Origin of the sequence: Segatella copri, assembly GCF_949820605.1 — a bacterium.
Classification (GTDB): Bacteria; Bacteroidota; Bacteroidia; order Bacteroidales; family Bacteroidaceae; genus Prevotella.
The window spans coordinates 316,173-335,255 of record NZ_CATKVU010000007.1; the positions used below are offsets into that span (position 1 = coordinate 316,173).

The window sequence follows — 19,083 nt, forward strand, 5'->3', positions numbered from 1 at the left end:
TTTAGATGAATCTTAAGAGTTTGAAATATTTCTTCTTCCTCATGATGGCAGTGATCACACTGTCATCATGTAGCGAAGATGATGCCACCACCGACGAGTATGCCAACTGGCAGGAGCGTAACGACAAGGCGTTCGCTGACACGCTGGCGTATGCCAAGAAACAGATTGCCGCTGGCAGTACCGAGTGGAAGGTGATACCCAACTATAGCCTTGCCAACCAGAAGCCAATCAATGGCAGCCAGGTGGTGCTCAAGTACAAGGACACCGACTATATCGTAGTGCATGTGCTCAACAAGGGCAATGGCAACGGGTCGCCCCTCTATACCGACTCCATCCAGGTGAGCTATCGTGGCAGGTTGATACCTACCGATTCTTATGCCACAGGTTATGTCTTTGACCAATCGTTCACCGGAACGTATGACGAGACGACGGCATTGCCTATAAAGGCAAAGACCGATAAGGCCTCAAGTCAAAGCTCTGGCGGGTGGATAGATGGTTTTACCACAGCGTTGATGGCGATGCACCCTGGCGACCATTGGCAGGTGTTCATGCCAGCCGACTTGGCTTATGGCTCCTCGGGGAATGGTAGTGTTCCTGCCTATTCAATGCTCCGTTTTGAGATGGTGCTCAAGAGTTATAAGAGAGCTTCTGGCAAGAAGTGGATTACTGAATAATAAGAATAAAGATTTAGAGAAAAGTATGTGCATATGTTTGAAATGATATATGCACATATTTTTTTGTATGAGCGATATACGAGAAATTAATTTATGCTTTATAGCAAGAAGACAGATTATTTGATGGAGTCGATTCGCCTGGGTAGGGAGATGGATCGGCGCGAGAAACTCAATCTTATTGTAGGGTTGAGTATACCTTCTATGTTGGCTCAGATTTCTACGGTGATGATGTTCTTCATCGATGCTTCGATGGTGGGTCATCTGGGAGCAGAGGCTTCTGCCAGTATCGGATTGATTGAGTCAACTACCTGGCTTATTGGTAGTTTACTCAGTGCAGCGGCTACTGGCTTTTCTGTACAGGTGGCTCATTTCATCGGAGCTAATGATTTTGCAAATGCCCGTCAGGTGTTTCGTCATGCGATGATTTGCGGTGTGGCGTTCAGCGTTTTTGTTTCTCTTCTCTGTGTCGGCATTCATGGTTATCTGCCTTATTGGCTGGGTGGAGGTGCTGATATAGCCACCAATTCCTCTCGCTATTTTCTGATATATGGCCTGGTACTGCCATTCGTTTTCCTTTATCATATATCCGAAATGATGCTGAAATCTGCGGGCAATATGCATACGCCTAGTGTGATGGCAGTATTGATTTGCATCTGCGATGTAATATTCAATTACCTGTTTATCTATATCCTGAAGTTGGGTGTTGTGGGGGCTGCCTTAGGAACGGCGATGGCTTATGTCTGCATCTCTCTGCCTAATCTTTATCTTGCAGGTTTCAAGAATAAGATACTGAATCTCCGTCAGGACCATATCCGTTTCCGTTGGGTCAGGTCGTATGTTCATAATGCCTGTAAAATCAGCATTCCGATAGCCATACAGAACATATTGATGAGTGGGGCGCAGATAGTGAGTACCATGATTGTGGCACCTCTTGGCAATATAGCCATTGCTTCCCATTCTTTTGCTATTACGGCAGAGAGTCTTTGCTATATGCCGGGTTATGGAATTGGTGATGCGGCTACTACTCTGGTGGGACAGACGCATGGAGCAGGGCGAGTAGGGTTGTGCAAGAATTTTGCCTATATGACAGTAGGACTGGGAATGGCTGTGATGGCTGTGATGGGAGTGGTGATGTATGTCTTTGCTCCTGAGATGATTGGCGTTCTTTCTCCGGTAGAAAGCATCCGTGAGATGGGTACCGTCTGTTTGCGCATCGAGGCTTTTGCTGAACCATTCTTTGCAGCTAGCATCGTAACCTATTGTGTTTGTGTAGGAGCGGGCGATACCAGGAAACCGGCGATGATCAATCTCGGTACCATGTGGCTGGTGCGCCTCACTCTGGCTTATGCGCTTTCCAAGAGCTATGGCTTGGAAGGAGTATGGATAGCAATGGCTACAGAACTCACATTCAGGGGAATCCTCTTCCTTATCCGCCTCTTCAGAGGTTCATGGATGAAGAGTTTTCATGTAGGTTAGGATTGGTTTTCTGCCTCCAATGTTAGTTTTAGGTTAAGATTTGCATACATCGCGAAGATATTTTCTAAAATGTTTGCAAATCTTTTTTATTTTTCTTAATTTTGCATCGCAGACAGTAACCATGTTACTGGTTTTGTCGTTATATATAGGTGAACTTGTTAAGAAGCATGATATATATATATATAAAAGGTATATAGAAAGAATGATATAGAAAACAATAAATATATAAATAATTAAAATCAGATGAAACTAAGAAAGATTTTTGCAGCAGTTTTGCTGTTCCTTTCTGCAGGTACAGCGATGGCACAGCAGATGCCAGCTATTCCGGTAGACAAGAATGTGAAGATAGGTCGTCTTGATAATGGATTGACTTACTACATTCGTCACAACAGTTATCCTGAGCATGTAGCCAGTTTCTACATCGCTCAGAAAGTGGGTTCTATCAATGAGAATGATGATCAGCGCGGTTTGGCTCACCTCTTGGAGCACCTTGCCTTCAATGGTACCGACCATTTCAAGGGCAACTCTCTGCAGGACTATCTGCAGAGCATCGGTGTACAGTATGGCCGTAATCTCAACGCCTATACAGCAGTAGAGAAGACTGTTTATTACTTCACAGATGTTCCTACTACCCGTACTACAGCCGTAGACTCCTGTATGCTTATCCTCAAGGATTGGAGCAACGGTATCTCTCTTACCAAGGAAGCCATCAATGACGAGCGCGATGTGGTACACAATGAGTACCGTATGCGTATCGTAGGTCAGCAGCGCATGATAGAGCGTTCACTTCCTAAGCTCTATCAGGGCGAAAAGTATGGCTACCGTTTCCCTATCGGTTTGATGAGCGTTATCGATGGTTGTAAGCCAGAAACTCTCCGTGCTTACTACCGTAAATGGTATCGTCCAGACAATCAGGCTATTATCATTGTGGGTGATGTAGATGTAAATCATATCGAAGCTAAGATTAAGGAACTCTTCTCAGGTATCAAGGTACCTAAGAATGCCGCTAAGATAGAGAAGGTAGAAGTATCTGATAATGATTCAGCCATCTATGTTATCGACAAGGATAAGGAGCAGCAGGTTGATCTCTTCCAGATTTATATGAAGCACAATGCTGTGCCTGATTCTCTGAAGAGCAACATGAGCTATCTCCTGAAGGGATACATGGATAACGTGATTTCTTCTATGATTGCTGCCCGTTTTGCAGAGAAGGCATTGGAGCCAGACTGTCCATATCTCCAGGCAAATGCCGGTGATGGTTCATACCTGATTTCAAGCACTAAGGATGCTTTCACCCTTACCGGTGTTGCTAAGCCAGGAAAGATTAAGGAGGCTTATGCTGCTGTTCTCCGCGAGGCACAGCGTATGCATGAGTTCGGTTTCACTGCTACTGAGTATCAGCGTGCCAAGGATGAATTCATGAGCCAGGTTGACAAGGCGCTTGCCAACAAGGATAAGATGAAAAACGAGCAGTTTACCACCCAGTATGTGGATAACTTCACTTCTAACGAGCCTATTCCGTCAGTAGAAGAGGAGAGTCAGATCTGGAAGATGGTAGTTCCAAACTTGCCTCTTGAGGTTATCAACAGCTATGCCAAGCAGTTGGTTTGCCAGAGCGATACTAACCTTGTATCATTGGTTATGATGCGCGAGCAGGCTGGTGCCGTTTATCCTACAGAGCAGGAACTTGCTGCCATTGTAAAGCAGGTACGTGCTGAGAAGCTCGAGGCTTATGTGGATAATGTTAAGCAGGAACCTCTCATAGCTCAGGCTCCTAAGGCTGGTAAGATTAAGAAGACTGTTGAGAACAAAAAGTTGGGCTTCAAGGAGTTGACTCTTTCTAATGGCGCTAAGGTGGTATTGAAGAAGACCGATTTCAAGGACAATGAGATTGCTTTCGCAGCTTCAGCCAATGTGGGTTATTCTACTTTCGGCAAGGAAGACTTCCTGAATGCTGCATTCGCAGCAGATGTGCTCGATGCTAGTGGTCTTGGCGATTTCTCAAGCAATGAGCTTGATAAGGCTTTGGCTGGTAAGCAGGCTGGCGTTTCGTTCAGCTTGAGTCCTTTTAATCATGGTTTGAAGGGTAATTCTACTCCTAAGGACATCGAAACCCTGATGCAGCTCATCTATCTCAAGATGACCGCAGTAAGCAAGGACCAGAAAAGCTTCGACAATATGAAGAGTATGATGGCTACTGTTCTTGCCAACAAGAGCAACAACCCAAGCCTCGTATATCAGGATTCTGTTCAGAGCACCCTCTATTTGGGTAGCAAACTTGCCCGTGTGCCAGAGGCAAGCGATATAAAGAATATCAACTACGACCGTATCCTGGAGATTGGTAAGCAGTTCTACGGCAATGCCAAGGACTTCACCTTCTATTTCGTAGGTAACTATGATGAGAAGACTCTCCTCCCACTCATCGAGCAGTATATCGCCAGTCTGCCAAACAATGGCTTCAAGCTTAAAAACAAGCAGATTCCTTATGCTAAGGGTAAGGTAAGCAATGTCTTTACCAAAGCAATGGAGAATCCACAGAACCAGGCAACAGAGATCTGGTATACCAAGGCTCCATTCACCTTGAAGAATTATGTTCTTGCTGATGTTTCTGCCCGTTTGCTGGAGATGAAGTATTTGCGTACTATCCGTGAGGAACTCAGCGCTGCTTATCATGCAGGAGCAAACTATGGTTTGCTTCGCGATTATGATAACAAGGCTGCCATCTCTATTTCAGCCGTGGCTCAATTGAACCCAGAGAAGTCGGATATCGCTATTCCTTACTTCTTCAAGGGTATGGACGAGACTGTAGCCCAGCCAAATGCAGAAGACCTTCAGAAGGTAAAGGAGATTCTCCTGAAGCAGGCTGCTGTTAGCGAAAAAACCAATGGTTATTGGCTTGGTGCGTTGAGCACATACGAGCGTATGGGTGTTGATACTCATAGCGATTACAAGGAGATGGTGAAGAATCTGAAGGCATCTGAGATTTCAGACTTCCTGAAGAATGTCATCCTGAAGAGTGGTAATCACTTCGAGATTATCATGAAGGCAGTGAAGAACGAGAAGTAAATCTCGGACTTGATATAATAAACGAAAAAATCCCGTTGTACAAGCCAGATGGCTGACAACAGGATTTTTACGTTTTTTTTCTTTTCCCAAAATTTTTGAAACTCATCATTTAAGAGTCGTTTCGAAAAATCTCTCTTTAAAAAGAAAGGATGCGTCCTTATATTGTATAAGAGCATCATCTTTCCTCCTTTACGTCATGTTTCTGAAGAGTATTAACCTCTTCTCTTTGCCTTAGAGGCAAGAGCCTCGCGGCGATCCTGAAGAATCTGTTGGCATCTATCGATAGCCTGATTCTGATTTTCTGAATTTACCTTAATTAAATCATTCATAACCTATTGATATTTGTTAACCGCTTGCAAAGATAGGGGTTTCTACCTATTTCTAGGTATAAAATGCATGAAAATGCGTGTTTTGTTCGTTATTTTTTGATGTATGTCAAAAAAAAGTGCAAACGTTTGAACAGTTTCCCCTCCTTTAGGCCGATAATTATCATTTCCTGAACGATTTTTTCATAATCTTTTAAACGAATTGTCATAGTATTCGTCTATAATAACGTAGAAAGAGCAGAAATGATGAGTTTTTAGGGAGATTCATACCGCGAAATAGGGATTTTTCTTATCGTATTCCCGATTTTTTTGCGAACTTTGCACCCAAAAGAACAATAGGAAGTATTGGGTATATATAAATAAGAGTGATAAAAATAAATATATAGAAAGCAATGAAAAAGGTATTTCTTTTGGCTGCCCTCGTGCTCGCATGCACAGCTGGCAGCAACGCAAGCGCTATGAACGAGGCAGCGCTCAATGCCTCAATGTCTGAAATGATGCCGGTTAAGAAAACGGCTAAGAAGACTACAAAGAAGACTACGACCAAGAAGACTTCTACAAAGAAAACAACTTCTGCTGCATCTAACACAACAGCTACAACTGCTGCAACAACCAGCAATGCCGCTACTTCTACCAGTACAACCAGCAATGCAGGCTCAGCCGTTGCAGGTATCTTGGGTGCTGTATTGGGCGGAAACTCTAACAGCAGCAGTTCTGCAGGTAGCAGCATTATCAATGGCATTCTGAATAATGTAATCGGTTCAGGTACCTTCCGCAAGCAGGATCTCTGTGCCCATACCTGGAAGTACAGCAAGCCGGGATGCGCCTTTACCTCTGAGAATCTCCTGGCAAAGGCTGGCGGTGAGATTGCTGCCAACAAGGTAGAGGAGAAGTTGGGTGAGTATTACAGCAAGTTTGGCTTCAGCGACTCAAATACCTATTTCACCTTCAAAACTGATGGAACTTTCGCTGCCAAGATAGATGGCAAGTCATGGCAGGGCAATTATACTTTTGATGAGAAGACTCATGCCATTCAGATGAAGGGCTTGCTCTTGAGTATGTCGGGCTATGCTACGAAGACTACCAACGGCATCAGCCTGCTCTTCGACCAGACAAAGTTGCTCAACCTCATCAAGACCATCGGTTCCTTCAAGGGTAATTCTACGCTCAGCGCTATCGGTACTATCGCCAATAATTACGATGGTATGCGTGTAGGTTTCGAGATGACTAAGTAATTTGAAGGAAATCCATAACTGAGCCTTCTGTTGAAGTGGGCTCAGTCAATAGAAATCGCCCTGTAAGAAGTAAAGCATCTTTCAAGCTATGCTTTGCTCTTTACAGGGCGATTTTTCTTGTTTATTTCACGTTCAGTTTCAATGTCTTTACATCCTTGCTGTTGGTTCCTATCATAATCTGGAAGTCGCCTGGTTCTATCACGTGCTTCAGATCTGCGTTGTAGAACTTGAGCATATCTGGGGTGATATCAAAGCTTACCTCCTTGCTTTCACCTACTGCCAGATGGATGCGCTGGAAACCTTTCAGTTCCTTTACAGGGCGGGAGATGCTGGCTACCATGTCACGGATGTAGAGCTGCACAATCTCGTCGGCATCGCGGGAGCCATTGTTCTTAACGGTGACGCTAGCTGTAATCTTCTTGCCATCCTGCCATTCGGTAGCCTCCTCATTGCTGATGCCGGCCTCCTGGCTGCTCAGGCGGAAGTTGCTGTATGAAAAGTAGGTGTAGCTCAAACCGTAACCGAAAGGATAGAGCGGACCATTGCTTACATCCAGACAGTTGCTGGCAAACTTGGCAAACTTCTCATTATCGTCTGCTACAGGGCGTCCGGTGTTCTGATGGTTGTAGTAGAGAGGCTCCTGACCGGTAGTCTTAGGCATCGAAGTGGTGAGCTTGCCCGATGGCGATTTGTCGCCAAAGATGACATCGCAGAGTGCATCGCCCATCTCTGAGCCTCCAAACCATACATTCATGATGGCTGATACATGGGCTTTCTCCCAAGTAAGGACCGTAGGACGGCCCGCAAAGTTGAGGAGCACTACAGGCTTGCCCGTCTTCAGAAGTTCGGCAAGCAGTTCGCGCTGTACGTCCGGCATCTCCAGGTTGGTACGGCTACCGCATTCGCCGCTCATCTCGGCACTTTCGCCCATAGCACATACTATCACGTCGGCCTCTTTAGCAATCTTCAGCGCTTCAGCCTTCATTTCAGCCTCGTTGCCCCAGTTGATCGGTTTACCGGATTCGCCGTTTTGCTGCAGTTCCTGATTGCGCCAGATATTGCTTCCCTGGGCATATAATAAGGTGGCTTTTCCGGCAAGAGCATGCTCCATCGCTTCCTTGATGGTGGTATATTTAGATGGTACCTGAGCAACACTCCATGTACCGGCTATGTTGTTTCGGGTGTCGGCAAGCGGACCTATCAGGGCTATCTTTCCTTCCTTCTTCAGTGGCAGAATATTGCCTTCGTTCTTCAGGAGCACGAAGGTCTCTGCTGCTACATCGCGGGCTGCCTGACGGTTCTCTGCGGTATAAATCTCGCTCTTGCTGCGCTTGGTGTTGCAGTAGCGGTAAGGGTCGCTGAACAGGCCCAGTTTATATTTCGCTTCCAGAATGCGGCGGCAGGCGATGTTCACATCCTCCTCGCTCACCTTTCCTTCTGCTATGCTCTTTGCCAGATGCTTTACGAAGGCGTTGGAACACATATCCATGTCGGTACCCGCCTTCAGTGCCTGTTCTGAAGCCTCCTGGATGTCTTTTGCCGTTCCGTGCTGCAGAATCTCGGCGATAGAAGCGTAATCGGTAACCACGAAACCGTTGAATCCCCACTGCTTTCTCAAGACATCGGTCATCATCCATTTGTTGGCTGTAGCAGGTATGTAGTCGATGAGATTGAATGAAGACATCACGCTGCCTACGCCAGCCTTCACCACAGCCTCGTAAGGTGGCAGATACTGGTTCATCATGCGTACGCGGCTCATATCTACCGTGTTATATTCCTTTCCGCTCTCAACGCCTCCGTACAGGGCAAAATGTTTCAGACAGGCCATGATGCGGTTGGCTCTCAGAATCTCTTCTGTGCGCATATCCACGCCCTGGTAGCCCTGAGTCATCGCTGCTCCCATCACGCCGCTCAGATAAGGATCCTCGCCATTTCCTTCGCTGATTCGTCCCCAGCGGGCATCGAGTGCGATGTCTACCATAGGAGAGAATGTCCAGTTGATGCCGTCGGCACTTGCTTCCTTGGCCGATACTTCGCCTACCTTCTTCATCGCCTCGGTATCCCATGAGCAGGAAAGGGCGAGAGGGATAGGGAACATCGTTTCGTAACCATGAATCACGTCCATACCTACGAGCAGCGGGATGCCCAGACGGCTGTTCTTGATGGCGATTTCCTGCAGGGCCTTGATCTTGTCGAGGCCTTTGATGTTGAAAACTCCGCCCATGTTGCCCTGGGCGATATCGCTGCCTACCTGAGTATCGAGTGCGCCTCCGGTGGTGATGTCGCCAGCTACCATCAGGTTCAGCTGGCCAATCTTTTCCTGTAGCGTCATCTTAGCCATCAGTTGGTCGATATACTCCTTCATGGGTAGAATCTTGCCTTTCTTGGTTGTGGCAGTTACTTTTTTCTTAGGGGCTGCGGTATGGGCGAAAGCAGGTGCTGCCATAGAACCAGCCAAAAGAAATGTGAGTGATAAAAGTGCTGTTCTCATTGTTTATTATGTTAATTGTTATTTTTGATGCTTATCTTCTATTAAGACCTTGCAAAGATAATAAAAAAGATGATACGATGCGCGATACGAATGTTAAAATGTGGATGAAATTTTCTTTTTCAGGAAGAGATGTATCTGATAATGAGATGGATAAGAAAAATGCCGGAAACATAAAAAGTGGATGCGGTATAGGCGAAAAATGCGAAGAAATCTACATTTCTTCTATATCAGATTTTGTCGTTTCCGATTTTTTTATTACTTTTGCACATGAAACCTCATGAAAATAAATCAATCTTAAACGGAATCAAGTTGATGTATCGCGTAAATGAATTATGGGGAAAGGCATTCTTCTTCCTGCTCTTTGTCTTGATGCCTCTTTCTCTTGCAGCAAAAACAACAGATAATATTGAGCAGCTTTTTCAGAGTCTGGACAACGCTATTGCCCATTCGGCTGATTATGTGAAGGTACGTGAAGTCCGAATTCGCGATTGGGAGCAGAAACTGAAGACCGCCAGGCGCCTAAGCAGTAAGTATGATGCCTGCTTTGCGCTCTTTGAGGAATACCGCTCCTACAAGAACGACATGGCGCAGAAATACATCAACCAGTGTATGGAACTTGCCTTCAGAATGGGCGATAAAAAGAAGGTGGGAAATGCCAAGGCGCTGCTTGCTTTCCAGGAATCTACCACGGGCGATTATGCCGAATCGTACGACCTGCTGAAGTCTGTCAATATCGCTGATCTTGATGCTGAGGGCAAACGCAACTACCTCTGGGCTTGCCAGCATCTGTATGGCGAGATGGCATATTATTCCAACGTTCCCTCTTTGAAGAAATATTATACCGGCAAGCGTAATGACTATCAGGCTGCAATAGACAGCACTTTCAGTCATGATGATGACCTTTATCTGCAGATGCAGGAGGTGAGGGCACGCGATGCAGGCAATATGAAGGAGGCTTTGCGATTGAGCGATAAGCGGCTGGGGATGACGAAACCGGGCACCCATCAGTATGCCATCGTACAGTTTTATCGCGGCTTGACCTACAATCAGTTTGGTGATAAAGAACAGTTCCTCCGCTGCCTCTTGCGTTCTGCTATCTGCGATGTCCAGTTGGCTGTGATGGACCAGGGGTCTCTCTGGGAAGTTGCCAATCTTCTCAACGCCGACCCGGGCGAGCAGAAGCGCTCTCATGAGTATATCAAGTTTGCCTGGCAGTCGGCTACCATTTTCAATACACCTAGCCGCAGCCGCCAGATCATGCCTGTGCTCACGCAGATTGAGGAGGGCTATCAGAAAGAACTTTCAGCGAGCAACCAGCATCTGCGGCTCATGGTAGCGTTTTCTGTCCTGCTTCTCTTTGTGGTTATGCTCTTGCTCTACTATGTCAACAAGCAGCGCAAGCGCATTGCTGCGGCCCATCATAAGCTGAAGGAAACCAACCATGCCTTGCAGTTGGCAAATGAGCGTCTTAACGAGATGAACCAGTCGCTCAACGAGATGAACCATTCTCTCAACGAGAGTAACAAGATGAAGGAAGTATATATTGGTCGATTCCTGCGCCTTTGTGCCATCTATGTCGACAAGATAGAGACCATGCGCAAGCGAGTAGTGAAACAGGTGAAGGCAAGAGAACTCAACAAGTTGCTGGAGCAGATGCAGGCTGGCGAGGCCTACATGGGCGAGCTGTATGAGTATTTCGATTCCGCCTTCCTGAAGCTCTTCCCTGACTTTGTTGAGGAGTTCAATGCTCTCTTGAAGCCTGAAGAGCGTATCTTGCTCGAAGATGACAGCCGTCTTTCTACCACCCTCCGTATCTTTGCCCTTATCCGTCTGGGCATCGAGGACAGTTCTAAGATTGCCGAGTTCCTTCACTATTCTGTGAACACTATCTATAATTATCGCGCCAAAATCAAGAATAGTGCCATCTGTGACAGGGAAGAGTTCGAGCAGCGTGTGAAGCAGATTGGCATGAAATAAGCCTTTGTTTGTGTATCCCTGTTTCTGCGAACTTGTGACGGATGAGGAACGAGAGAAATCGCATAAAAGTTTGGTGCTGTAATACACAGCACCAAGTGGGTTAACTACCGATAACCAAGATATTGATATTTCATATATCCCAGTTTTTTGCGAGTTTGTCGATTTCTTCCGTCCGCTCAATTTTCAGTATCTGATTATTCTTTTTAAAAGAGCTCGAAGGCTTTCTTGAGCTTCAGGTTATCGGCTGCATTACCAACAAGAGCCTCAAACTTTCCGGCTTCAGCCTTCCAGGATGAAGATGCCTCATCGTAGAAACTGAGGGCCTCTTTGCTGATGGTGATGCTGATATCCTTGCTCTCACCTGGCTGGAGATAAACCTTCTGGAATCCCTTCAGCTCCTTCTGAGGGCGGTCTACCGATGCCTTGACATCGTGGATGTAGAGCTGAACCGTCTCGGCTCCGGCACGCTTACCTGTATTCTTTACGTTTACGGTAAAGGTGATTGTGCCGTCCTGCTTCATCTGTATCTTGTCGCTGCGCAGATTAGAGATGGCAAACTGGGTGTAGCTCAAGCCGTGACCGAATGCAAAGGTAGGCTTGATACGCTCCTTATCGGTCCAGCGGTAACCTACATAGATGCCTTCCTTATATTCCTCATCAATGATGTTGCCCTTCGTGCTGGCTCCACCTTCCTGACGCCAGGTTCCCGGATAGGTATTGAGTGCATGAGCACCTGTTTCCTTCAGCGAGTTGACCCATGTAAACGGCAATTTGCCGCTAGGGTTTGCATCGCCTGTAAGGATGCTTGCAAGGGCTTCGCCGCTCTCCGAACCGATGAACCAGCCCTGTACGATGCCGGCTACCTTAGCCTTCCAAGGCATAGCTACCGCATTGCCCGAGATGTTGACATAAACGAAGTTTCTGTTTGCCTTAGCCAAAGCCTCGATCAGCTTATCCTGATGGTATGGCAATTCGTAATGCTTGCGGTCGTGACCCTCGCAGTCCTGGAAGTCGCTCTTGTTCAGACCACCAAACATGATGACATAGTCGGCAGTCTTGGCTTTCTCTACGGCTTCGGCTATCAGTTCAGCCTCGCTGCGCTTGTCTTCCAGGTTCTGGCCGGTTGTAACGCCATTGTAGTTGCCCGTTACATCGCCCACATATCCGCGGGCATAATCTACCTCGATGCCGTCCTTCCCCAAGCGTGTCTTCAGACCATCGAGAGGCGAAATCTCGCGCTGTACCTTGAGCGAAGAAGAGCCTCCGCCTACGGTCATCATCTTGATGGCATTCTCGCCTACTACCAGTATGCGCTTAGCCTTCTGGGTGTTGATAGGGAGCACATTGTTCCTGTTCTGGAGCAATACGATGCCTTCCTCAGCAATCTGTCTGGCTGCTGCATAATGGCTCTCTGAGCAGAGGAAACCATGAGGGCGGTTCGGATTCATCGTGGTGCGATAGAAGAGGCGCAATACGCGGCGCACCTTATCGTCCAGCTCCTTCTGGGTGAACTTGCCTTCCTGTATGGCCTTCATGTAAGGCATGGAGAGATAATAGTTGTCGTAGGCATTGGTAGCGCCCATCGTAAGACCGTCTGTCCAGGTGCCGAACTCCATATCCAGCCCGTTCTTTACAGACTGCTCCAGGTCGTGGGCACCGCCCCAGTCGCTCACCACGACACCATCATACTTCCAGTCGCCCTTCAGAATCTTGTTCAGGGTCCACTGGTTGTGGCAGTTGTGCTCATTCTTATATAGGTTGTAGGCTCCCATGATGCCCCATGTCTTGCCCTTCTCAACAGCCGCCTTGAAAGCAGGGAGATAGATTTCGTGGAGGGCACGGTCGCTGACGATTACGTTGACCTGATGGCGGTATTCCTCGTCGTTGTTCAGGCAATAGTGCTTTACGCAGGCTGATACGCCCTTAGACTGCAATCCCTGGATATACGGCACAACCATGATGCTTGCCAGGAACGGATCTTCGCCCATATACTCGAAGTTACGACCGTTGAGAGGCGTGCGATAGATATTGACGCCAGGGCCCAGAATCATGTCCTTGCCGCGATACAGGGCTTCTTCGCCCAATGCTTCGCCATAGATGCGGCTCATCTGCGGATTCCATGATGCGGCAAGACAGGTGAGGGCAGGGAAGGCTACACAGGAGTCGTTGGTCTGACCAGCCTGTTCCCACTCATCCCACAATACGTCAGGACGCACTCCGTGAGGTCCGTCATCCGTCCAGAAGTCAGGGAATCCCAAGCGTGGTACACCGGCTGATGAAAACTTGCTCTGAGCATGGATGATGCGTATCTTCTCTGCCAGCGTCATGCGGGAGATGGCATCATCGATGCGCTGCTCTACCGGCTTGGTCTGGTCGAGATAGACTGGCAATCGTCTGGTAGTCTGCTGTGCCTGAGATGGAGCGATGGCTGCAACCGACAGGACACATGATAAAATGAACTGTTTCATAAGTAATATTTATTATGGTTTGTTTATTTCTTGCAGTTGTTTGTTTTGCACACCGCCTCTCACGTTTTTTTTGTGCGTTTAGGCGTATATGCTCATTCATCTGCAAAATTACTAAATAAATAATGAAAAAATGATGTGTGATAAGTGAAAAGTGGATGAACGTAAAAATAGAACTTTTGTAAACCGCTGATAGTTAGGAAAATAAATGTGTTGTGGTGCGAATGAAAAGTGGCAGAGTGTGAACACTGAAATATGCTGATGTAACTTTTTAAGGATGTTTCAGCCTCATTTTCTTTATTTTAATCCATCCACTTTCATGCAGTTGTTAAAAACTGCTAAGTATCTGAAAATTAATAATATAGATTATTTTAGAAAAGTTTCTGTTCCACTTATCTGTTGAAGGCGCTAGGAATTATCAAAAAATCATATTATATTTGCAAACGAAAACACGGCTTAACGCATTTTAGGAAATGCACAGCCGCACAGTCTTAAACATTATTATAATAGAGTGAACTAACAAACAGATATTTTTCTAAACTAATAATCGAATATGAAAACAAAAAGTCTATTGCTGGCGACTGCATTATTGATGTCGACGTCAGCGCTCGCACAGAAAAACACCTTCAAGGGTGTCGTGTTGGATGACCTGGGTGAACCCGTTATCGGAGCCACCGTACAGGTTAAAGGCGTCAAGGGTGCCGGTGCAATTACCGACCTTGATGGTAACTTTGTCATCGATGCAGATGCTAACCAGACCTTGGTTATCACCTACATTGGCTACAAGGATGCAGAGATTCGTCCTTCAGCCAACATGAAGATTACTCTGAAACAAGACGACAAGGCTTTGGACGAAGTGGTTGTTGTTGGTTACGGTGTTCAGAAGAAGAGCGTGGTAACTGCAGCTATCGCTAAAGTGAGCACCGAAGATTTGGCTGGCAAGAGCCCAGTGCGTGTTGATAACGCACTGAAGGGTCTGGCTGCCGGTGTCAACGTAACCTCTTCTTCAGGTCAGCCTGGTGCATCTCCTAAGGTTCGTATTCGTGGTACAGGTACTATCAGCAATTCAGATCCTCTCTACATCGTAGACGGCATGCCTATCGAGGGTGGTCTCGACTATCTCAACCCTAGTGATATCGAGAGTATCGAGGTGTTGAAGGATGCTGCTTCGGGTGCTATCTATGGTGCCCGTGCTGCCAACGGTGTAATTCTCGTAACCACCAAGAAGGGTAAGATAGGAAAGGCACAGATCAACTATAACTTCTCTTACGGTTGGCAAAGCGCATGGAAGAAGCGTGATGTGACAAGCGCCACTGACTACGCCATCCTTCAGAACGAGCGTGCAGTGAATGGTGGTCAGGCTCCTATCTTTGCTGATCCATACAAACTGACTGACTCTAATGGCAATCCTATCAATGGATTTGGTACTGATTGGCAGGACTTGGTATTCAACGACAATGCCCCTGTACAGAACCATGAGGTAAGCATCAGTGGTGCATCCGATAAGATCAACTACTACCTCTCCATGGGCTACTACAAGCAGGAAGGTATCGTAGGTGGTAACTACGGACAGAGCAACTATGAGCGTCTCTCTATGCGTAGCAACAACATTTATAATGTATTGGATGCCAGCAAGGATCGCAACTTCCTCAACAAGCTCGATGTAACCGTCAACATGGCTTACACCCGTGTAAAGAGTACAGGTATCGATGCTAATAGTAATGGCTCAGTATTGGGTAGTGCCCTCTATCTTGCTCCAATATTGGCTCCTACGGTAACCAATAGCAATGTGGCGAAGAAGTATTATAATACCTACGAGGATCCTAATACATACGATGCAGATGGTAATATTACAGGTACTCGTGATACTTACGAGCTTCTTCGTGATGCCAATGGCAACTATTATACCATCCCAGGTATGGGAGGTACCTATCAGGAGATGAACAACCCTCTTGCCATGATGGCGCGCCCAGCAGCTAAGAACTGGTCACATAAGTTTGTGCCTAAGTTCTCTATCGACCTCCAGCTCTGGGATAACTTGAAGTATCATTTCACTTATAGTGCAGACCTCAGCTTCTGGGGTTCAGATAGCTACACCGCATCCAAGTATTACCTCTCTGGTAACGTCAAGGCTGAGCATACCCAGGCTTACAAGAGTTCTGACAAGGGTATCAACTGGCAGGTGGAGAATACTTTGACATACGATAAGACTATTGGCAAGCATAGTTTTGCTGTTGTCTTAGGTCAGAGTGCAATGAAGAATAAGAGTGATTATCTGAACGGCAGCCGTTGGAATCTTGTGAATGTAAACAAGCCTTCTATCGACTATGCTACTGGTAAATATAGCCAGACCATCGTGAAGGATGCTAAAGGTAACATCATCTCTGTAGGTGCTCCAACCATTGAACATGATGTATCAGGTGGCAATAATGTAGTGCATGCTATATCTTCTCTCTTCGGTCGATTGAGCTATAACTATGATGAGAAGTACATGCTTCAGGCTACAATCCGCCGAGATGGTTCAAGCCGTTTCGGACCATCTCATAAATATGGTACCTTCCCATCTGCCTCTATCGGATGGAATATTATGAACGAGAAATTCATGGAAAGTACTCGCGATTGGTTGAGCAACTTGAAGTTCCGTGCCAGCTGGGGTAAGAATGGTAATGATAACATCGGTGACTTCCGTTATACCGTATTGACCGCTATGGGCAACAACGTGCTCTTCGGAAAGAATGCAGTCAAGTTTAATGGTTCTAAGGCGAATGCCACAGCCAATGAAGACTTGAAGTGGGAGGAGAGTGAGCAGACTGATATCGGTTTCGACTTCGGTTTCTTCGGCAGTGCGCTGACATTCTCAGCTGACTATTATGTAAAGAAGACCAACGGTATGTTGATTACTATGCCTATCCCAAGCTACGTAGGTGAGACCAAGCCAATCGGTAACGTGGGTGACATGAAGAACTCAGGTCTTGAGTTTGAGCTCGGCTATAAGTGGCACATCTCTGATGCTCGCTTCAATGCCAAGGCTAATGTTACCTATCTGCACAATGAGTTGACCAACCTCGGTAATGATACAGGTTACATCGACCTCGATGGCTTCCTGGGTATCTCTGGTGGTGGCACTCGTGGATCTAACGGTCAGCCTTTCCCATACTTCTATGGTTATAAGACAGCTGGTGTGTTCCAGAATATGGCAGAGGTTAATGCTTATACCAATACAGATGGAAATTTGATTATGCCAGATGCCAAGCCAGGTGATGTACGCTTTGTTGATGTCAATGGTGATGGTAAAATCGATCCAGATGACCGCACCAACATCGGTAATGGTACACCTTCATGGACCTTCGGTTTCAACTTCAATGCTGAGTGGAAGGGTTTCGATCTCAACCTCTTCTTGCAGGGTGTAACAGGTAATAAGGTATTTGATGCTACCTATCGTACAGATGTGTTCTCTGGCAACTTCCCTACTTGGATGCTCGGCAGATGGACTGGTGAGGGTACCTCCAATAAGTATCCTATCCTGAAGAATGGCGATGCTACCAATTGGCAGGTTTCTGACCTCTATCTTTGCGATGGCTCTTACTTGAGATTGAAGAACATCTCTTTGGGTTACACCTTGCCAAAGCAGCTTACACAGAAGTTGTCTATCAGTCACTTGCGTTTCTACGTGATGGCAGAGAACCTGATTACCTGGACCAAGTATTGGGGCTTCGACCCTGAAATCTCATCAGGTGGAACTTCTCTCGGTGTAGACTATGGTGTATATCCACAGGCTCGCACCTACACCATCGGCGTAAACCTTTCATTCTAAAATAAGAACCTTTAAAATAAAGACTATTATGAAGACAATAAAATATATAGCTTTAGGAGTGTTGGCAACCAGTATGACACTGGCAAACACATCTTGCAGCGACAGCTTCCTAGAGGTGGAGAACCCATCAGGTGAAAACCTCGAAGAATATTATACCACAGATGCCCATATCAATGAGGCTCTGAATGCGGCTTACGATCCTATCCACTGGCCAGACTGGGGATTGGGACAGTATAATGCTCTCAATATCGATGCCGAGATAATGGGCGATAACTTCTGGGTAGGCGGTTCTAACAAAACCGATCAACAGCACTGGCACATGCTTGCCAACTATGAGGCAAATGCCAGCAATACCCTTAGCTCACTTTGGACAGTGGACTACTCAGGCATCAAGCGTTGTAATGACCTCTTGAAATATTTGGGCTGGGCAGAGGCTAATCTCACTGCTGCCAACAGGGCATCTTATGAGATGCAGGGTAGAGCCCTCCGTGTATATTTCTACAATAACTTGTGGCACTACTTCGGCAATATTCCTTTCTATCTGGAGAACTTGTCTGCTCCTTACACAGCCCCACAGCTCAAGGCTGATGAAGTATATGACAAATTGATAGTAGAGCTTGAGGCTGTAATTGACTCCAAGGTCCTGCCAATGCGTTGGGATGATGCCAACTGTGGAAGAATGTCGCAGGCCATGTGCTATATGATGTATGCCGAGATGGTGATGTATCAGAATGACAAGACTCGCTATCCTAAGGCTCTCCAGTATATGCAGGAGCTCATCGCCGACAAGAGTGACTATGATATAGTAGACGATTACGCCTCTATTTGGAAAGAGAGCGGCGAATGGTGCAAGGAGAGCATCTGGGAAGTAAACTATGAGGATGGTAACAACGAGCGTGGTTGGAATTCACCATTGGCTATTGGTGGTACAATATTGCCTACCTTGATTTCTCCAAACTCTTGGCCTGGTGGCGATGGTTGGAACCAAGGCGGTGACGGTTGGGGATTCCTACCTGTTCGTACCGAAACCTATGCTCTGTTTGCTGACAACGACAAGCGCCGTGATGCTACTGTATGGGACTGTCGTGGCGTGAAATATACCAAACGTTATGAGGATACTGGTCTTTGGCTGGCCAAGTATCGTCCGTTCACAGAGAACAATGCTGACGCAGGTTTCGATAATAACCTTAACTATAATAACAATCTCCGTGTATATCGCTTGGCTGAGGCTTACCTCAATGCTGCAGAGCTTTTGTTGGAGACAGGTGGCGATGCTAATCAGGCTAAGGATTATGTGAATAAGATTCGCAACCGTGCAGGAATCGCAGAGCTTGGAGCCGTAACTCTGGATGATGTTATCAATGAGCGCCGCTTGGAGTTTGTAGGTGAGGGTAAGCGTTACTTCGACCTCGTTCGCACAGGCAAGGCTGCTACCGTGTTGGTACCAGACAGCTACGGTTATCGCACCAACTCCTGGACAGAATCCAAGAAGTATATTCCTATCGCACAGGCTGAGCTTGACTCTGATCCTGCTTTGGTACAAAATAATTATTAACGTT

General features: G+C 46.5%; 10 protein-coding genes. 8 read left to right on the top strand and 2 right to left on the bottom strand.

Features of this window, described 5'->3' with window-relative positions; all coding sequences use genetic code 11:
• Positions 1-5: 5 nt before the first annotated feature.
• The 4 genes from RCO84_RS15885 to RCO84_RS15900 all read left to right on the top strand — a co-directional run bounded on the left by RCO84_RS15885 (position 6) and on the right by RCO84_RS15900 (position 6,777).
• Positions 6-674 carry an FKBP-type peptidyl-prolyl cis-trans isomerase gene (locus tag RCO84_RS15885; RefSeq protein ID WP_287861042.1) on the top strand — a complete coding sequence of 223 codons (669 nt, stop codon included), beginning with the start codon at positions 6-8 and terminating at the stop codon, positions 672-674.
• Between the two features lie 93 nt (positions 675-767).
• Positions 768-2,150, top strand: coding sequence for an MATE family efflux transporter (locus tag RCO84_RS15890; protein WP_317585654.1), 1,383 nt, complete (start codon positions 768-770; stop codon positions 2,148-2,150).
• Between the two features lie 243 nt (positions 2,151-2,393).
• A complete protein-coding gene (locus RCO84_RS15895) occupies positions 2,394-5,216 on the top strand; it encodes a M16 family metallopeptidase (protein ID WP_317585655.1) in 2,823 nt (940 codons plus the stop codon).
• Between the two features lie 718 nt (positions 5,217-5,934).
• On the top strand, positions 5,935-6,777 hold the full coding sequence (locus RCO84_RS15900) for a DUF4923 family protein (RefSeq protein WP_317585656.1): 843 nt from the start codon (positions 5,935-5,937) through the stop codon (positions 6,775-6,777).
• A 121-nt stretch (positions 6,778-6,898) separates the two neighbouring features.
• Here RCO84_RS15900 and bglX read toward each other — a convergent pair whose 3' ends face one another.
• Complete coding sequence (gene bglX, locus RCO84_RS15905; protein WP_317585657.1) at positions 6,899-9,268, bottom strand: beta-glucosidase BglX; 2,370 nt, start codon at positions 9,266-9,268, stop codon at positions 6,899-6,901.
• Between the two features lie 8 nt (positions 9,269-9,276).
• On the opposite strand from bglX, the gene RCO84_RS15910 reads away from it, so the two are divergent.
• Both RCO84_RS15910 and RCO84_RS15915 read left to right on the top strand, forming a co-directional pair.
• Entirely contained in the window at positions 9,277-9,549 is a 273-nt protein-coding gene (locus RCO84_RS15910) for a hypothetical protein (protein WP_144151247.1), read from the top strand.
• Positions 9,536-11,245: a DUF6377 domain-containing protein gene (locus RCO84_RS15915; RefSeq protein WP_317585658.1), complete on the top strand. Its 1,710-nt coding sequence runs from the start codon at positions 9,536-9,538 to the stop codon at positions 11,243-11,245. The genes RCO84_RS15910 and RCO84_RS15915 overlap by 14 nt, the downstream gene beginning before the upstream one ends.
• Positions 11,246-11,448: 203 nt before the next feature.
• On the opposite strand, the gene RCO84_RS15920 is transcribed toward RCO84_RS15915, so the two are convergent.
• A complete protein-coding gene (locus RCO84_RS15920; RefSeq protein ID WP_317585660.1) occupies positions 11,449-13,713 on the bottom strand; it encodes a glycoside hydrolase family 3 C-terminal domain-containing protein in 2,265 nt (754 codons plus the stop codon).
• A gap of 550 nt (positions 13,714-14,263) precedes the next feature.
• Between RCO84_RS15920 and RCO84_RS15925 the strand changes: the two genes are divergently transcribed.
• Complete coding sequence (locus RCO84_RS15925) at positions 14,264-17,524, top strand: SusC/RagA family TonB-linked outer membrane protein (protein ID WP_317585661.1); 3,261 nt, start codon at positions 14,264-14,266, stop codon at positions 17,522-17,524.
• Positions 17,525-17,552: 28 nt separating this feature from the next.
• Complete coding sequence (locus RCO84_RS15930) at positions 17,553-19,079, top strand: RagB/SusD family nutrient uptake outer membrane protein (protein WP_144151255.1); 1,527 nt, start codon at positions 17,553-17,555, stop codon at positions 19,077-19,079.
• Positions 19,080-19,083 lie beyond the last annotated feature (4 nt).